Below are 14,933 nucleotides of genomic sequence, written 5' to 3'. Positions count from 1 at the left end.
AGCAGGAAGGCCTTTGAGACCCAAAAGCCCTTATGCAGGATCCGGCGAGGCTCAGGCCCGGATTGCCTGCTCGATCGCTGCCCGGTCCAGCCCGGCAAGGCCGATGACCACCAGGCGGCTGTCGCGCGGCTCGCCTGCTGCCCAGGGACGGTCGAAATAGCTGTCGATGCGGCTGCCTACCGCCTGAATCAGGAGCCGCATCGGCTTGCCCTCGATGGCAACGAAGCCCTTCAGCCTGAGAATATCATGCGCCTCGATCACGTGCCGCAGCCGCTCGATCAGCACTTGCGCATCGGCGACGCCATCGAGCGCGACGACGAAGCTATCGAACTCGTCGTGATCATGCTCCTCGCCGTCCTCATGTTCCAGTTCATGATGGGACTTGCGGTTGGCTATATCGCTCTCGGTGCCGACATTCAGGCCAAGCAGGACGGAAACCGGCACGGCGCCCTGGCTGGCTTCGACCAGAACCGGCTTGCGCGCCGTGCGTGCCGCCACTTCGTGCCGAACGAGGTCGAGCCCTGCGGCGTCGAGGAGATCGGTCTTGTTGAGCACGATCAGATCGGCCGCTGTCAGCTGGTCTTCGAACAGCTCCTCGATCGGGCTCTCGTGATCGAGATTGTCATCGGCGACGCGCTGCGCGGCGAGCTTGTCGTGATCCTCGGCAAAGCGTCCGGCCGCGACCGCCGCACTGTCGACCACGGTGACGACGCCATCGACGGTGACCTGCGTGCGAATATCCGGCCAGTTAAAGGCAGCGATCAGCGGCTGCGGCAGAGCGAGGCCGGAGGTCTCGATAACGATATGGTCGGGACGCTTGTCGCGCTCCAACAGGGCCGTCATCGTCGGAATGAAATCATCGGCGACCGTGCAGCAGATGCAGCCATTGGTCAGCTCGATCACGTCATCTTCCGTGCAGGTCTCGACGCCGCATCCTTTCAGCACGTCGCCATCGACACCGAGATCGCCGAATTCATTGATGATCAGCGCGATGCGCCGGCCGCCGGCATTCTGGAGAATGTTGCGGATCATCGTCGTCTTGCCGGCACCGAGGAAGCCGGTGATGACGGTCGCGGGAATCTTGCCCGTCAGCGGCGCGTTGCCGGCAGATCCGTCTTTTGCGGCCTGGTCGAAAGCACTGGCGGTCAACTCGGTCATGGCATCGTCCTTACGTATCGGGGCAAATCGGCGCACGGCGTCATCGACTAGGGCTGGTATAGGCAAGCAGGCACCGGATCAAGATCTAGCCAGGCAGGAAAAGAGGCTTGCGCAGACGAAGGTCTGCTCCAGAGCCCAAACGGGCACGTCATGAACCGGTGTGGCGCTCAGAAATCAGTGGATCACTTGAGCCTGCATGCCCCTTCATCTTCAAAGGGAGGCCCGCCGCGATGAAATAGACGGTGTCGGCAATCGCCGCAATGGATTGATGCAGTCGCCCGGCATGGTCGCGAAAGGCGCGGGCCATAGCATTGTCTGGCACGATGCCGAGACCTACCTCGTTGGAGACCAGCACCACCGGCATGGAAAGAGACGCGAGCGCGGATACAAGCCGCTCGCTTTCCGCCTCGATCGGCCGTTCGGCCATCATCAGGTTGGTGACCCAGAGCGTCAGGCAATCGACGAGCACTATCCGCCCTGGCGCAGCGATCCGCTGAAGGCTGTCCACGAGATCAAGGGGCTCCTCATGCGTCGTCCAGGCTTCATCGCGGCTCGCCCGGTGATGGGCCAGCCGATCCAGCATTTCGGCATCGAAGGCTTGGGCGGTGGCGAGATAATGCTTGTCCAGCCCTGTCGCGGCCACAAGCCCTTCGGCAAAGCGAGACTTGCCGGAGCGCGCGCCACCAAGCACCAGGGTCAGCCGCTCGGTCATGACGGAATCCTTCCAAAGCATCGAGCCCAGGCATCGGGAGAAGCGGCGCGACGGCAGCGCCGCTTGCTGAACCCGCACATGGCGCCATCGCATCTGGCAGAATGGCCGTCAAGGCGCGCCTTGATCCCTGCCGCAGGGCGAGGAGCCCGCCAGTCGTGGCGCACCGGCAGCAGGGAAACGAGGGACGATTCGTAGATGAGGAGGCGTCCGCCCGGGGTTGATCCCATGCGACACGATGGCCACCGCTTCGGACACGCCTTGTGACAGCGCCATCCGCTCATGCGGAGTGGTCACCGGCACGAAGCGAAAACCGGGCGGGCGGGCTCTCGCATGCAGTCGCCCACTTGCAGACGACGCATAAAAGGAAAGATAGGGAGGCCGGGAGACATGGTCAACGGAGGCTGCCGGCCTTCCAGTGGTCTGATTTCGACATTTGCACCCGTTCGCGGCGCCTTTGAGAGCAAATATCAAATTCCCTCCACTCGGCGCGGCAAAGCGCCGCCGATGACAGACCCGGCTTGAGGATAAGAGGCAGGACATGGTGAACAGAGACGAATGGATGGCGAGACTTCGCCATCTTCTCAAACCTCTGGAGCCGGCGCGTCTGCGGGCCTTTGCCCGGCGCAGCGAAGTGGGTCTGGTCGTGGCGGGCACGCTCGTCGGCGCTCTGGCCGGCATTGCCGTCAGCATCATGAGCTATCTTTCGATCAGCCTGCATCGGCTGATCTTCGGCATTGCCGATCATGAACGTCTCAGTTCGAGCGATCTTAAGGGTGAGCTGTCGGTCTTCATGGCGCCGATCGTCGGCGGGCTGGCCCTTGGCCTACTGCTGTTCTTCCTCAGCCGCTGGCGCAAGAAGCCCATGGTCGACCCGATCGAGGCCAATGCGCTGCATGGTGGACGGCTATCGCTGACGGACAGCATCATCGTCGCCGTGCAAAATCTCGTTTCGAACGGGTTCGGTGCCTCTGTCGGGCTGGAGGCCGGCTATACGCAGGTGGCCTCGGCTGTCGGCTCCAAGCTTGGCACCTTCCTGCAGCTGCGGCGGGCGGATGCCAGGCTGCTGCTGGGCTGCGGTGCAGCCGGCGCGATTGCCGCCGCCTTCAATGCGCCTCTCACCGGCGCCTTCTATGCCTTCGAGCTGATCATCGGCTCCTATACGATCATCTCGCTCACGCCTGTGATCGTGTCCGCCCTGATCGCCAATCTGGTCGCGCGGCTCCTGTCCGGCGATGAATTCGTCATCGATATCGGTGCTTTCGAGCAGGTCACACTCGCCGATTATCCCCCGGCCATTCTGCTCGGCATCGCCGCCGCCGGCGTCGGCATCCTGATCATGCAGGGCGTGTCGCTCACCGAGGAGCTCGCCCGCAAGAGTGCTATTCCCGCACCGCTGCGTCCGCCAATCGGCGGCATTGTCGTCGGCGTGCTCGCCACCGTCTCTCCCCAGGTTCTCTCCGGCGGCCATGGCGCCATGCACCTCAACCTGACCAACCAGCCGACGCTGGCGATGCTGGCCGGCCTGTTCCTGCTCAAATCCGTGGCCTCGGCCGTGTCCATCGGCTCCGGCTTTCGCGGCGGCCTGTTCTTTGCCTCGCTGTTCATGGGGGCCTTGCTCGGAAAGATCTTTGCCTTCGGCGCCATGCTCGCCTTTCCAGCGGCCACGCTGACACCGGTCGTCTACGCCGTCGTGGGCATGAGCGCGCTGGCCGTCTCGATCATCGGCGGACCGCTGACCATGACCTTCCTGGCCTTGGAGATCACAGGCGACTTTCCGATTACGGTTCTGGTGCTGGCCGCTGTCATCACCTCATCCTTCGTCACGCGCACCACCTTCGGCTATTCCTTTGCCACATGGCGCTTTCACCTGCGCGGCGAGAGCATTCGCAGCGCTCATGATGTCGGCTGGATCCGCAACCTCACCGTCGGGCGGCTGATGCGCGCGGATGTGCGCACCGTGCCGGCAAATCGCAGCCTCGCGGATTTCAAGCGCGATTTCCCCCTTGGCTCGACCCAGCGCGTGGTCGCGGTCAACGAGGACAATCGGTATGTGGGGATGATTCTGGTGCCCGAGGTCTATGCCAGTGCAACGGAGGAAAACGGCGAGGATCAGGGGCTGGAAAGCTTCATCAAGCTGAAAAACGATATTCTCCTGCCGACGATGAACGCCAAGCAGGCCGCCGCGCTCTTCGACAAGAGCGAAAGCGACGCGCTGGCCGTCGTCAACAACATGATCGAACGGCGCGTGGCCGGTCTCCTGACCGAGAGCTACACGCTGCGCCGCTACAGCGAAGAACTCGACCGCCGCCGCCGCGAGGCTTCAGGCGAATTATAAGCCCGACCGGCTGAGAAGCCGATCGAGCCAGCGGGGATCGAGCACCGCATGCAATTCGTCCGCCAGAGCATCGAGAGCCTCGTCGACCGATTGCCGATAATTCGCCATCGACGACTCCACGCCGAACTGGCGCAGCAGTGCGTGGCGATAAGGGTCGCTGGCAAACAGCCCGTGCAGATAGGTTCCGACCACCCGGCCATCCGGCGAGCGCGCGCCATCGGGGCGTCCGTCGATCAGCACCGGCGGCCGGTCGCAATCCGGCCCCCGCGTCGTGCCGAGGTGGATCTCGTAACCTCCGAGCGGCACATCGAATTCCTCTGACCAGCCAGTGCTGTTGCGCAGCGTCTTCTCCGGGGCCATCTCGGTCACGACATCGAGCAGGCCGAGCCCCTCCACGGCGCCAGGCGCACCCTCGAGACCAAGCGGATCGGCGATACGACGGCCGAGCATCTGGTATCCGCCGCAAAGTCCGATGATGCGCCCGCCACGGCGCAGGTGAAGCGCGATATCGCGGTCCCAGCCCTGCTCTCTCAAAGCCTTCAGATCGGCAATCGTCGCCTTCGAGCCGGCAAGCACCACGAGGGCCGCATCCGCCGGCAGGGGCGCGCCGGGCTTGACGAAGACCAGTTCCACGGCAGGTTCGGCCATCAGCGGATCAAGATCGTCGAAATTGGCAATGCGCGGTAGTACCGGCACCGCCACCTTCAGCGCCCGCGCCTGCCCGCGCACCAGTCGCTCGAGCGCCACGGAATCCTCGGCCGGCAGACGCCCGGCCGCCTTCAACCAGGGTACGACGCCGATGCAGGGCCAGCCGGTATGGCGCGTGATCGCCGCCACACCATCATCGAAAAGCGACACATCCCCGCGAAACTTGTTGATCAAAAAGCCCTCGATCAGCGCATTGTCTTCATCCGGCAGGATCGTCTTGGTGCCTACGAGGGAGGCGATGACACCGCCGCGATCGATATCGCCGACCAGCACGACGGGCACGCCGGCGCGGGTGGCAAAACCCATATTGGCAATGTCGCCGGCCCTCAGGTTGATCTCGGCGGGCGAGCCTGCGCCCTCGACGATCACGAGGTCGCGCCCCTCGCCAACGCGCGCGAAACTGTCGAGCACGGCACTCATCAGCCTGGGTTTAAGGGCCTGATAGTCGCGTCCCCGCGCGCTGCCCGTCACCTGACCTTGGACGATGACCTGTGAGCCGGTTTCCGATTGCGGCTTCAGCAGAACCGGGTTCATGTGCACGGAGGTGGGAATGCCGGCGGCGAGCGCCTGGAGCCATTGCGCGCGGCCGATCTCGCCGCCATCATCGGCAACGGCGGCATTGTTGGACATGTTCTGCGGCTTGAACGGCGCCACCTTCAGCCCGCTTCGTGCCGCCAGCCGGCAGAGGCCCGCGACCAGCACGGTCTTGCCGACATCCGAGCCCGTTCCCTGCAGCATGATCGCCCTGACCATCGCCATTCCCCCTGTTTCAGGCCGTTCTGGTTCGCCAGGGCATGTGGAGTCAATGCGCGACGTCGCCGGATGACGTGAGGAAGAGCGACGATCAGGCAGCATGGCGGGAGGAAGCGCAGAAGGGACCGCGTTGCGCCCAGCGCAAGGCGGTCCCTATGCAGGCGGGTACAAAGGCGGAGACCCGTTCCCTGCGAATATCGCCAAGCCGGTACGCAACACTGGAAAACCCGGCTGGTGTGCGGCTTCCGCGGCCGCAAGAAGGTCATAGCGCGAGAAGAGTTACCGGAGCGTTAGTGTCCGCGGGTCACGAAAAAATTCCTGTGAACGGCCAAAAAAAATCGTGCACGGCCCGTTATCGGAGCAAATGCCGCAGATGGAACAACCCGCGTCTCTTAGACAACAACTGGCAAGAATGCTGCCTGATCCGACAGCAAATTGACACCATTTCCGCGACGAGACTGCTCGTCTGCGGCGCAGAAATTGCCAATCCCGCATCTATATCGTGCCTCTAGCGCAGCGCCAGAGCGATGGCGATCAAAGAGGCAGTTGATTTCCGGGTTCAAATACTTAGGCTGATCTTAGAAATCGAGCAAAAGAGCCGGCAAGCACTGGCCAAGGGGAATACGTTGACAGCCGGCTGCAACGGCGCCAATGGATCACATGTCGGTTCGAAAATTCGACTTAAACCAGATACTTACGAACCCGGCGAAATTTTTGACCTGCATGACCTGGCGCCGAAATCGACGGCCGATGTCGAAAGGAGAGCCAGGGCGGTCAATGCCTGACGAAGGATCGACACGAGGCGGGGCGCCTTCCCGCACATAGCGCAGGAAGGATCACCGGATCAGACGAGCGCCCAAGACGTGAGGCGCCGATAGTCGCACGCTTTACAGGAATAGCCAGGGACGAAGACCCGGGCGCGCATGTTTCGAAGACTGCCACCCAGAGAACAGGGAGATCGACCGACATGAAGACCTTTCTAGCATCCACCTGCCTTGCAGCCGCGCTCTACGCATTGACGGGAACAGGCGCACGGGCCGCGGAATGCGGCGATGTCAGCATTGCCGAAATGAACTGGGCTTCAGCGGGTGTCGCGGCCTATGTCGACAAGATCATTCTCGAAAACGGCTATGGCTGTACGGTCTCCATCGTTGCCGGCGACACCATGCCGACCTTTACCTCCATGAACGAGAAGGGCCAGCCCGATATGGCCCCGGAACTCTGGATCAATGCCGTGCGCACGCCGCTCGATGCCGCCGTCAAGGAAGGCCGCCTGATCGAAGCCGCCAAGATTCTGAGCGATGGCGGTGTCGAAGGCTGGTGGATTCCCAAATTCCTGTCCGATGCCCATCCCGACATCAAGACCATTCAGGATGCCTTGAAGCACCCCGAACTGTTTCCCGCGCCGGAAGATCCCTCGAAGGCCGCCGTTTTCAACTGCCCGTCGGGCTGGAGCTGCCAGATCTCGTCCGCCAATCTCTATCGGGCGCTGAAGGCAGAGGATGCCGGCTTCGAATTGGTGGATACCGGTTCGGCAGCCGGCCAGGAAGGCTCGATCGCCAGCGCCTTCGAGAAGAAGAAGGGCTGGCTCGGCTATTACTGGGCGCCGACGCCGATCCTCGGCAAATATGAAATGACGAAGCTCTCCTTCGGCGTCCCCAATGACAAAGCCGAATGGGATGCCTGCACGGCAGTTCCCGATTGCCCGCAGCCCAAGGTCAATGCCTATCCGATCTCCGACGTCTATACCGTGGTGACCAAGCAGTTTGCCGAGAAGGCGGGCGTGGCCATGGACTATGTCAAGGCGCGCAAATGGGACAATGGCACCGTGAACAAGGTGCTGGCCTGGAAGGACGAGAACCAGGCGACGAACGAGGATGCCGCCAAATACTTCCTCAAGACCTATCCCGACATGTGGAAGAGCTGGCTGAAGCCGGAGGCCGCCGAGAAAGTGCAGGCATCGCTCTGATCTGCCGGCCAAGGCAGTGTGACTGCCCGAACAGCTGACCTCCTGCCTGGCCTCCTCTTGAAGGCCAGGCCGTTCGAGATACGATCGATCGAGGACAAGACATGGCGCTTTGCGACGTCGTTCCCACCCTGTTGTGCAAGTTCCCGGCCATCGACGAAGGCACCATTCGCGTGGTGCGCAAGACCATCGACGAGAACTTCAAGGCGCTGGTGCGCGCCTATGCCAATGTCATCGATGTGGTGGTGGCGCCGCTGCAATGGTTCCTCAATCTGCTGGAACGCTCCTTCACCGGCGCGCCGTGGATCCTGGTGTTGGCCATTCTGATGGCGCTTGTCTTCGCCGCCAGCCGCAGCCTTCGCATCACGCTTGGCGCTGGGCTCGCCATGGTCGCCATCGGACTTCTCGGCCTGTGGAACGATACGATGATCACGCTGGCGATCGTCACGGTATCCACCCTGCTCGCCATCCTCATCGGCATTCCGATCGGCATCGCCATGGCGCGCTCGGATCGGGCGCAGGGCGTCGTCAACCCCGTGCTCGACGTCATGCAGACCATGCCGAGCTTTGTCTATCTCATTCCCGTCGTGATGATTTTCGGCATCGGCAAGGTGCCGGGCCTGATCTCGGTGGTGATCTACGCGCTGCCGCCGATGATCAGGCTGACCAATCTGGGGATCCGCCTGGTGGACAAGGAAGTGCTGGAGGCCGCCGATGCCTTCGGCTCCTCCCCCTGGCAGAAGCTGAAGAACGTGCAGATCCCGCTGGCGCTGCCCACCATCATGGCCGGCATCAACCAGACGATCATGATGGCGCTCGCCATGGTCGTCATCGCGTCGATGGTCGGCGTCGGCGGCCTGGGCCGCAACGTGCTGCAGGCCATCAACAATCAGTTCTTCACCATCGGCTTCCTCAACGGCTTTGCCCTCGTCGGCATCGCCATCATCTTCGATCGGGCAAGCCAAGCCTATGGCCGCAGGCTGCAGAAACATTCGGAGGTCGTCCATGGCTAGCCACGCGATCGAAATCCGTAACCTCTACAAGATCTTCGGCCCGCGCGCGGCAAGCCATATCGAGGCGGTCAAAGCGGGCATCGGCAAGGCCGAGCTCAATGCCGAGCATGGCCATGTGCTCGGCCTCAAGGACATCAACATTTCCATGCCGGCCGGCGCGGTCATGGTGGTGATGGGCCTGTCCGGCTCGGGAAAATCCACGCTCATCCGGCACATCAACCGGCTGATCGATCCGACGGCCGGCGAGGTGCTCTATGACGGCGTCGATATCTGCCGCATGAACGAGCGCGACCTGCGCGAATTCCGGCGGCACAAGACGGCCATGGTCTTCCAGAAATTCGCCCTGCTGCCGCATCGCACGATCCTCGAAAACACCTGTTATGGCCTGGAAATCCAGGGTGTCCCAAGCGTGGAACGGCGCAGGCGCGCCATGGGCTGGATCGAGCGTGTGGGCCTTGCCGGCTTCGAAAACCACTATCCAAACCAGCTGTCCGGCGGCATGCAGCAGCGCGTCGGCCTGGCGCGGGCGCTGACCAATGATGCGGAAATCCTGCTGATGGACGAAGCCTATTCGGCGCTCGACCCCCTGATCCGCGTGGACATGCAGACCGTGCTGCTCGACCTGCAGAAAGAGCTGAAGAAGACCGTCGTGTTCATCACCCATGATCTGGACGAGGCGCTGAGGCTCGGCGACAAAATCGCGATCCTGCGCGACGGCGAGGTCATTCAGCAGGGCAGCGGCCAGGATATCGTCCGCTGTCCCGCCGATGACTACATCGCCGCTTTCGTCAAGGAGGTGAACCGCAGCAGGGTCATCCGGGTGGAAACCGTGATGACGCCGCTCGTCGGATTGGCCGAAGGCCCGCCCATCGCGCAAGGCTCGGTGCTCGAAGCCGCCGCACGGCAGATGAGCGGGCACCGCGTCTCGGTCGCCCATGTCGTGGACGCCTCGGGCCGGCCGGTCGGCCGTGTCGAACTCTCCGCCATGGTGGGGGCCATGGTCTCTCCCGGCGAGCAGGACGGTCCGCGCAGGGCAGCCGCGGAGTGACGCCTGCGTTTGCCCCCCACTCAATGGATGACGCCGAATGCTGCGAAGGCCGGCACTCGGGCGCTGCGCATTTATGAACGGACAATAACGCCCCTTCAGTCTCCCGTAACCCTATGCACGCTTTGCCGGCCGCCGCCGCTTGAGCGCCGGGAAACCCGCGTCTAGTCTGAGAGCTTGGACAGAGCTGCGGCGCCAGTTACAGGCGTGTCGTGGCGGTGTCGTCCGGCCTCTTGCGGTGTCTGTGCCATGCGTTCCACTGCCTTGCCCCAGCCCGCCGCGTCCGACCCTCGTAGCTACGCCGTGCCGGCCGCCGCTCTCCCGGCGAGCAGAGCGGAGCTGAGCGCGCGGATCATGCGTGCCGTTGCCGCGCTTCTCTCCGGCGCAGGACTTTTCATCCTCACCCTGTCCTTCGAGCCCTTTCCCGGTGACGGGACGGAGAGCACGGTCGAAAGCACCGCCAACGTCATCAACCAGGTCGGCTATCTCGGCCTTGGCGGCCTCTTTCTCCTCGCGCTCTTGTCGATCGTCGATCCGAAAGTGCTGATCAAGGCGGTCACACCAACCTTCCTGATCATCTTCGCCATTGCCTTTGGCTCCTGCCTGCAATCCTATGATCCGGCCGCATCCGCGCGCGGGGTCATGCAATCGCTGATCGTGATGATCCCCATGGCCGGGGTGCTGCTGTTGCCCCGAAGCGAAAAGGATTTCGTCGAGGCGGGAGCCAATGCCATTCTGGCGCTGATCCTGATCAACTATGCCATGCTCGTTCTGGCACCCAGCCTTGCCAAGCATACGGCGGATACGGTCGAGGCTTGGCATGCCGGTTTCTGGCGCGGGCATCTCAGCCACAAGAACATCACCGCGCCCGTCTTCTCGATCCTGTGCATGTTCGGCATCTACTGCGCACGGGCGGGTGCGCCGCGCCGCGGCATTCTGATTGCGCTTCTGGCGGCCAATTTCGTTCTGCATACCGGCTCCAAGACCACCATCGGCTTCCTGCCGCTGTCGATCTTGTTCGTTGCCGTCGGCGCACTGACCTTGCGTCCGCTGCTGACCGTGACGTTGCACGCGGTCTTCACCGTCATCATCCTGGCGCTAACGCTCGGCAGCGTCTATTTCGCCGGACTGCATGATCTGACCGCCACGCTGATGTCCGATCCGACCTTTACCGGCCGTGACGACATCTGGGCCTTCGCCAGCCGCAGCATTCCCGATCACCCCTGGTTCGGTCATGGCTATGCGAGCTTCTGGCAGTCGCCCGTCATTCTCGGCATGGAGAAGGATTTCGAGGCGAATTGGGATGTGCGCGGCATCGTTACCGCGCACAATGTCTATCTCGATGCCATCGTCACCTATGGCTTTCTGGGCGGTCTGCCGCTGATAGCGCTCTTCTTTATCAAACCGTTCTTCGATTATTGCCGCGCCGTGCGCCGGCCGCAGAACCGCTTTTTCGCCGAGTTCTGCATCATGGTCGTGGCCTTCATGACCTATAATGGCATGATGGAAAGCTTTCTGATCAACCGCGCGGACCCGCTCTGGGTGTTGACCGCGCTTGCCGTCTACGGCCTCAATCTCGCCGCAAGCGTGCGGGTGATGCCCGAGGCCTTGGAGCCTTCTCCGCGCCGATAGCAGCCCGGCGCGCCGCGCCATCGAGCGCTTCCGCCACGTCATTTCGTGGATTCCAGTTCGGCTTCAGCTTCATCGGGCATTGTCATGCTCGATTTTTTGCCCTGCCCGGCCTGATCTTGGCCAGGGCGCGGGAGAATGGAGCGATATGAGCGAACTTGCCGACCGAACCGTCGTTGCCGATGCCTTGGCGACATTAGATAGCGCGAACCAGATGGCCCTGAGCGTGCTGATGCAGACGCCGGAGGGCGATGAGAAGCTGATGGACGGCTTGAACCACCATCTTGACCGCGCCACCAAGGCAAAGCTTCTGAACACGATGAAGCTTGAAAAGCTGGGCCATTGGCTCGGAGAGACGGCACCCGGCCGCTTGCAAATACGCTTGATGGAAACGGCGCGCGCCAGCCATCATCCCGCCTTCCAGGCGTTTCGCTCGGGGCTCGTCAAGACAAGGGCTCTGGAACGTGCCTATCCAAAGGCGTAAAAGACACGCCAGCCTGAGGCCCTGCCCCGCTGGCACGGCCGGTCAATCCCGGGTGCCGGGCATCGGCCGTGTCACGGCGAGGATCGGCCCCATGGGCCGTCCGCCATCGAAACGGCCCAGCGATGGCGCGTAAAGGCTGGAAATATGGCCATCTAGGAACAGGGCATTGGCGCAGTCTAGTTGATCCCGATAGAGCGTGGCGAAATCATAAAAGCGCACCGGTGTGAGCGAGATCACGAAAACCGCCTGGCCCTTGTTGTCGACGCCCACGCCATTGCGGATCTGCAGACTGTCGCTTTGCGGCCGGAAGGCAGGATGGATGCCACCGTCGATGACCAGCATGGGCCCTGACTGGGTGGCGGCATCGGGCCTGATCGCTGACGTGACGAAACGCCCGGTTTCCATAACGCCCGCCTTACCGCCGGCCAGGTAGAAGACCCCGTTCGGCCGAAGATAGAAATTGCCCCATCCTTCGCCGAGCGCTGCCGTCTTTCGTTCGCGACCGCCGATGACCAACAGGCCAACGGGAGAAAGATCGTCTTCATACATGCCGGCATTCATCGCAAAGCGCAGAGCCCGTCCTTCGAGGCGGAGGTCGCGCGCAAGTGCCGAGAACCCGCCGAAAGGCCTTCCGTCACGTCCGGTATGAAAGAGATCAATGGCATCCCTAGCCGGATCGAAGCTGCAAACGGCATAGTCAGCGCCGGCGTGGTGAACGATACGACAGGCGTCATCCGCCATCACAGGCGTCGCGCCCGCCATCCAGAGGGCACCGAGCAGACTCTTCAGGCGCAGGCGCATGATCCGTTAACATCCTCGATGGTCGCACCTTTGGAAGCGCCGACCATCCGCAGCCTATCGTTCTGACCGTTCATAAGAAAGGCCGTGCCGGTAACAACCGTGCACGGCCTCGATCTTGCGACGATGGACCAAATCGATCGGTTTGGACCAAGGGCAGAAACTGGTTCTTTTACTTTGCAGCCTTCTGGACCGTGCGGCCGGCGTCCTGCGTGGCATTGACCGTGTTGGCGGTATCCTTGCCCATGCCACGGATCGTGTTGCCGCAAGAGCTGAGCGCGACAACGGAGAAAAGCAGAAGGCCGGCGGTTGCGAAAGTCTTGACGGTCATGGCGGTTGGGTCCTCACTAAGCCATTTGAATGATGCGATCGAAGAACTCGTCTTCGTCGCTTAAACGTGTAACTTTCGAAAAAGTTCATGCGCGTGATCGAAAATTCATCCGAAAGCAGGCGCTTGCGCGTCGCGATCATGTCCGTTCCGTGTCGCCTTGCGCCCTTGAAGGGGTGGGCCGGGCTCATTACAGCTGATGCATGGATCGGTCGCGTTTCTCACCTCGCCGGCCACCGGGAGCAGCGCCCATGTCTCATTCCGTTCCGCCTTCCCCAGATCAGGCGCCAGAAGGCGCCGACCGACCAGCCGATGCGCCAAAAGGGGGAACGATCGGCCTGGCACCGGCGTCCCATCGCGACCGGGGCAATGCCGCAGCCGGGGCCAAAGCAACGACTGGGGCCTATACGCCAGCCGCCGTCTCGCCCAATCGCCGCGATCAGCGGCGCTACACGATCCGGCTGTGGGCCGTGCGTCATGCGCGGCTGCTCGAAACGGTCTATCACCGCTTCGCGCGCTTCTTCCTGCTGCTGCATCCTCTGTGGAAGGCCATCGGCTATCAACGGGCCGAAGCGCCGGTGACGGCGGTCGAACGCCGGGTGAAGGGCGTCCTCTTCGACTGCCGCATGTGCGGTCAATGCATCTTATCCTCCACCGGCATGTCCTGCCCGATGAACTGTCCCAAGCAGCTGCGCAACGGCCCCTGCGGTGGCGTGCGGGCCAATGGCAATTGCGAGGTCGAGCCGGATATGCCCTGCGTCTGGGTGATGGCGTGGGAGGGCTCGCGGCAGATGGCCGGCGGCGAGGCGATCATGGCGGTGCAGAAGCCTGTCAACCAGTCACTGCGGGAGACCTCGTCCTGGCTGCGCGTGACGGCGAGCGCTGCTGCCGAGCGCGACGCCGAACGGGCCGAAGAGGCGCGGCGATGACCACGCCCGAGCGCATGCCCGGCCATAGCTCGCGCGGCCGCCTCGAACGGGTTCTCAGACGCGGCGAGTTCGCGGTGACTGCCGAGCTCAATCCGCCTGACAGCGCCGATCCGCAGGAAGTCTACGCCCGCGCCGCGATCTTCGAGGGCTGGGTGGATGGCATCAATGCGGTCGATGCCTCGGGCGCCAATTGCCACATGTCCTCGGTCGGCATCTGCGCGCTTCTCACCCGCATGGGCTATGCGCCGATCATGCAGATTGCCTGTCGGGACCGAAACCGCATCGCCATCCAGGGCGATGTGTTGGGCGCCGCCGCCATGGGCGTCTCCAACATTCTCTGCCTCACGGGGGATGGCGTGCAGGCCGGCGACCAGCCGGGCGCCAAACCGGTGTTCGATCTCGACTGCATGTCGCTTCTGGAAACGATCCGCATCATGCGCGACCAGGCGAAATTCCTCTCCGGCCGCAAGCTCACCTGCCCGCCCGAAGTCTTTCTCGGTGCGGCGATCAACCCGTTTGCGCCGCCTTATGATTTTCGCCCCTATCGGCTGGCCAAGAAGATCGCCGCCGGCGCGCAATTCGTCCAGAGCCAATATTGCTTCGATGTGCCGATGCTCAAACGCTACATGGAGACAGTGCGGGCGCTGGGGCTGCACGAGCACTGTTTCATCCTGATAGGCGTCGGTCCCATGGCCTCGGCCCGCAGCGCCCGCTGGATGCGCGCCAATGTGCCCGGCGTCCATATTCCCGACAGCATCATCGCCCGGCTGGAAGGGGCTGAAGACCAGAAGGCCGAGGGAAAGCGGATCTGCATCGACATCATCAACGAGGTGAAGGAGATCGAAGGCGTTGCCGGCATTCATGTCATGGCCTATCGGCAGGAGGAATATGTGGCCGAAATCGTTCATGAATCCGGTGTGCTCAACGGACGCCGGCCATGGCGCCGCGAGCCGGCCCCCGACGAGGCGGCTCTGCGCGAAAGGCTCGGCAACCTTGATGAAGAGGTGATCGAACAACCGACGGACATGGCCGCCGAGGCAGCCGGAGATGCACCGGCGACATGATGCTCATCGAC

General features: G+C 62.8%; 14 protein-coding genes. 9 read left to right on the top strand and 5 right to left on the bottom strand.

The annotated features are described in order from the left end of the window. Positions 1 to 51 precede the first annotated feature (51 nt). Positions 52 to 1,092, bottom strand: coding sequence for a cobalamin biosynthesis protein CobW (cobW, locus tag BMX61_RS14615; RefSeq protein ID WP_075626582.1), 1,041 nt, complete (start codon positions 1,090 to 1,092; stop codon positions 52 to 54). A gap of 214 nt (positions 1,093 to 1,306) precedes the next feature. Then, positions 1,307 to 1,870: a bifunctional adenosylcobinamide kinase/adenosylcobinamide-phosphate guanylyltransferase gene (gene cobU / locus BMX61_RS14610; protein WP_075626583.1), complete on the bottom strand. Its 564-nt coding sequence runs from the start codon at positions 1,868 to 1,870 to the stop codon at positions 1,307 to 1,309. Positions 1,871 to 2,429: 559 nt separating this feature from the next. On the opposite strand from cobU, the gene BMX61_RS14605 reads away from it, so the two are divergent. Then, positions 2,430 to 4,205 (top strand): chloride channel protein, encoded by a 1,776-nt coding sequence (locus BMX61_RS14605; protein WP_092742791.1) that lies wholly within the window; start codon positions 2,430 to 2,432, stop codon positions 4,203 to 4,205. Here the strand turns inward: BMX61_RS14605 and BMX61_RS14600 are convergent. After that, positions 4,200 to 5,666: a cobyric acid synthase gene (locus BMX61_RS14600; RefSeq protein WP_075626584.1), complete on the bottom strand. Its 1,467-nt coding sequence runs from the start codon at positions 5,664 to 5,666 to the stop codon at positions 4,200 to 4,202. The genes BMX61_RS14605 and BMX61_RS14600 overlap by 6 nt on opposite strands. A gap of 527 nt (positions 5,667 to 6,193) precedes the next feature. On the opposite strand from BMX61_RS14600, the gene BMX61_RS24320 reads away from it, so the two are divergent. From BMX61_RS24320 to BMX61_RS14575, 6 genes are all read left to right on the top strand, one after another. Next, positions 6,194 to 6,451: a hypothetical protein gene (locus BMX61_RS24320; RefSeq protein WP_139198937.1), complete on the top strand. Its 258-nt coding sequence runs from the start codon at positions 6,194 to 6,196 to the stop codon at positions 6,449 to 6,451. Positions 6,452 to 6,633: 182 nt separating this feature from the next. Beyond that, entirely contained in the window at positions 6,634 to 7,635 is a 1,002-nt protein-coding gene (locus tag BMX61_RS14595; protein ID WP_075626535.1) for an ABC transporter substrate-binding protein, read from the top strand. A gap of 101 nt (positions 7,636 to 7,736) precedes the next feature. Then, a complete protein-coding gene (locus tag BMX61_RS14590; protein ID WP_075626536.1) occupies positions 7,737 to 8,645 on the top strand; it encodes an ABC transporter permease in 909 nt (302 codons plus the stop codon). Next, positions 8,638 to 9,693: a quaternary amine ABC transporter ATP-binding protein gene (locus tag BMX61_RS14585; protein WP_075626537.1), complete on the top strand. Its 1,056-nt coding sequence runs from the start codon at positions 8,638 to 8,640 to the stop codon at positions 9,691 to 9,693. Before BMX61_RS14590 ends, BMX61_RS14585 begins: the two co-directional genes overlap by 8 nt. 351 nt (positions 9,694 to 10,044) lie before the next feature. Continuing rightward, positions 10,045 to 11,322, top strand: a complete 1,278-nt coding sequence (locus BMX61_RS14580) for an O-antigen ligase family protein (protein WP_075626538.1) — start codon at positions 10,045 to 10,047, stop codon at positions 11,320 to 11,322. Positions 11,323 to 11,467: 145 nt separating this feature from the next. Continuing rightward, positions 11,468 to 11,803 carry a hypothetical protein gene (locus tag BMX61_RS14575; RefSeq protein ID WP_075626539.1) on the top strand — a complete coding sequence of 112 codons (336 nt, stop codon included), beginning with the start codon at positions 11,468 to 11,470 and terminating at the stop codon, positions 11,801 to 11,803. A gap of 42 nt (positions 11,804 to 11,845) precedes the next feature. On the opposite strand, the gene BMX61_RS14570 is transcribed toward BMX61_RS14575, so the two are convergent. Then, entirely contained in the window at positions 11,846 to 12,604 is a 759-nt protein-coding gene (locus tag BMX61_RS14570; protein ID WP_075626540.1) for a phosphodiester glycosidase family protein, read from the bottom strand. Positions 12,605 to 12,773: 169 nt separating this feature from the next. Next, on the bottom strand, positions 12,774 to 12,932 hold the full coding sequence (locus tag BMX61_RS14565) for an entericidin domain-containing protein (RefSeq protein WP_075626541.1): 159 nt from the start codon (positions 12,930 to 12,932) through the stop codon (positions 12,774 to 12,776). Positions 12,933 to 13,180: 248 nt separating this feature from the next. Here BMX61_RS14565 and BMX61_RS14560 point away from each other — a divergent pair, with 248 nt between their 5' ends. Both BMX61_RS14560 and BMX61_RS14555 read left to right on the top strand, forming a co-directional pair. After that, positions 13,181 to 13,858, top strand: coding sequence for a methylenetetrahydrofolate reductase C-terminal domain-containing protein (locus BMX61_RS14560; protein ID WP_092742788.1), 678 nt, complete (start codon positions 13,181 to 13,183; stop codon positions 13,856 to 13,858). Then, positions 13,855 to 14,922: a methylenetetrahydrofolate reductase gene (locus BMX61_RS14555; protein WP_075626542.1), complete on the top strand. Its 1,068-nt coding sequence runs from the start codon at positions 13,855 to 13,857 to the stop codon at positions 14,920 to 14,922. The genes BMX61_RS14560 and BMX61_RS14555 overlap by 4 nt, the downstream gene beginning before the upstream one ends. The last annotated feature ends 11 nt before the right edge of the window (positions 14,923 to 14,933 follow it).

It is taken from the genome of Xaviernesmea oryzae (assembly GCF_900109605.1).
Taxonomy (GTDB): Bacteria; Pseudomonadota; Alphaproteobacteria; order Rhizobiales; family Rhizobiaceae; genus Xaviernesmea; species Xaviernesmea oryzae.
The sequence above is the reverse complement of the archived record's forward strand: the minus strand, read 5'-3'. Positions and strand labels throughout refer to the sequence as shown.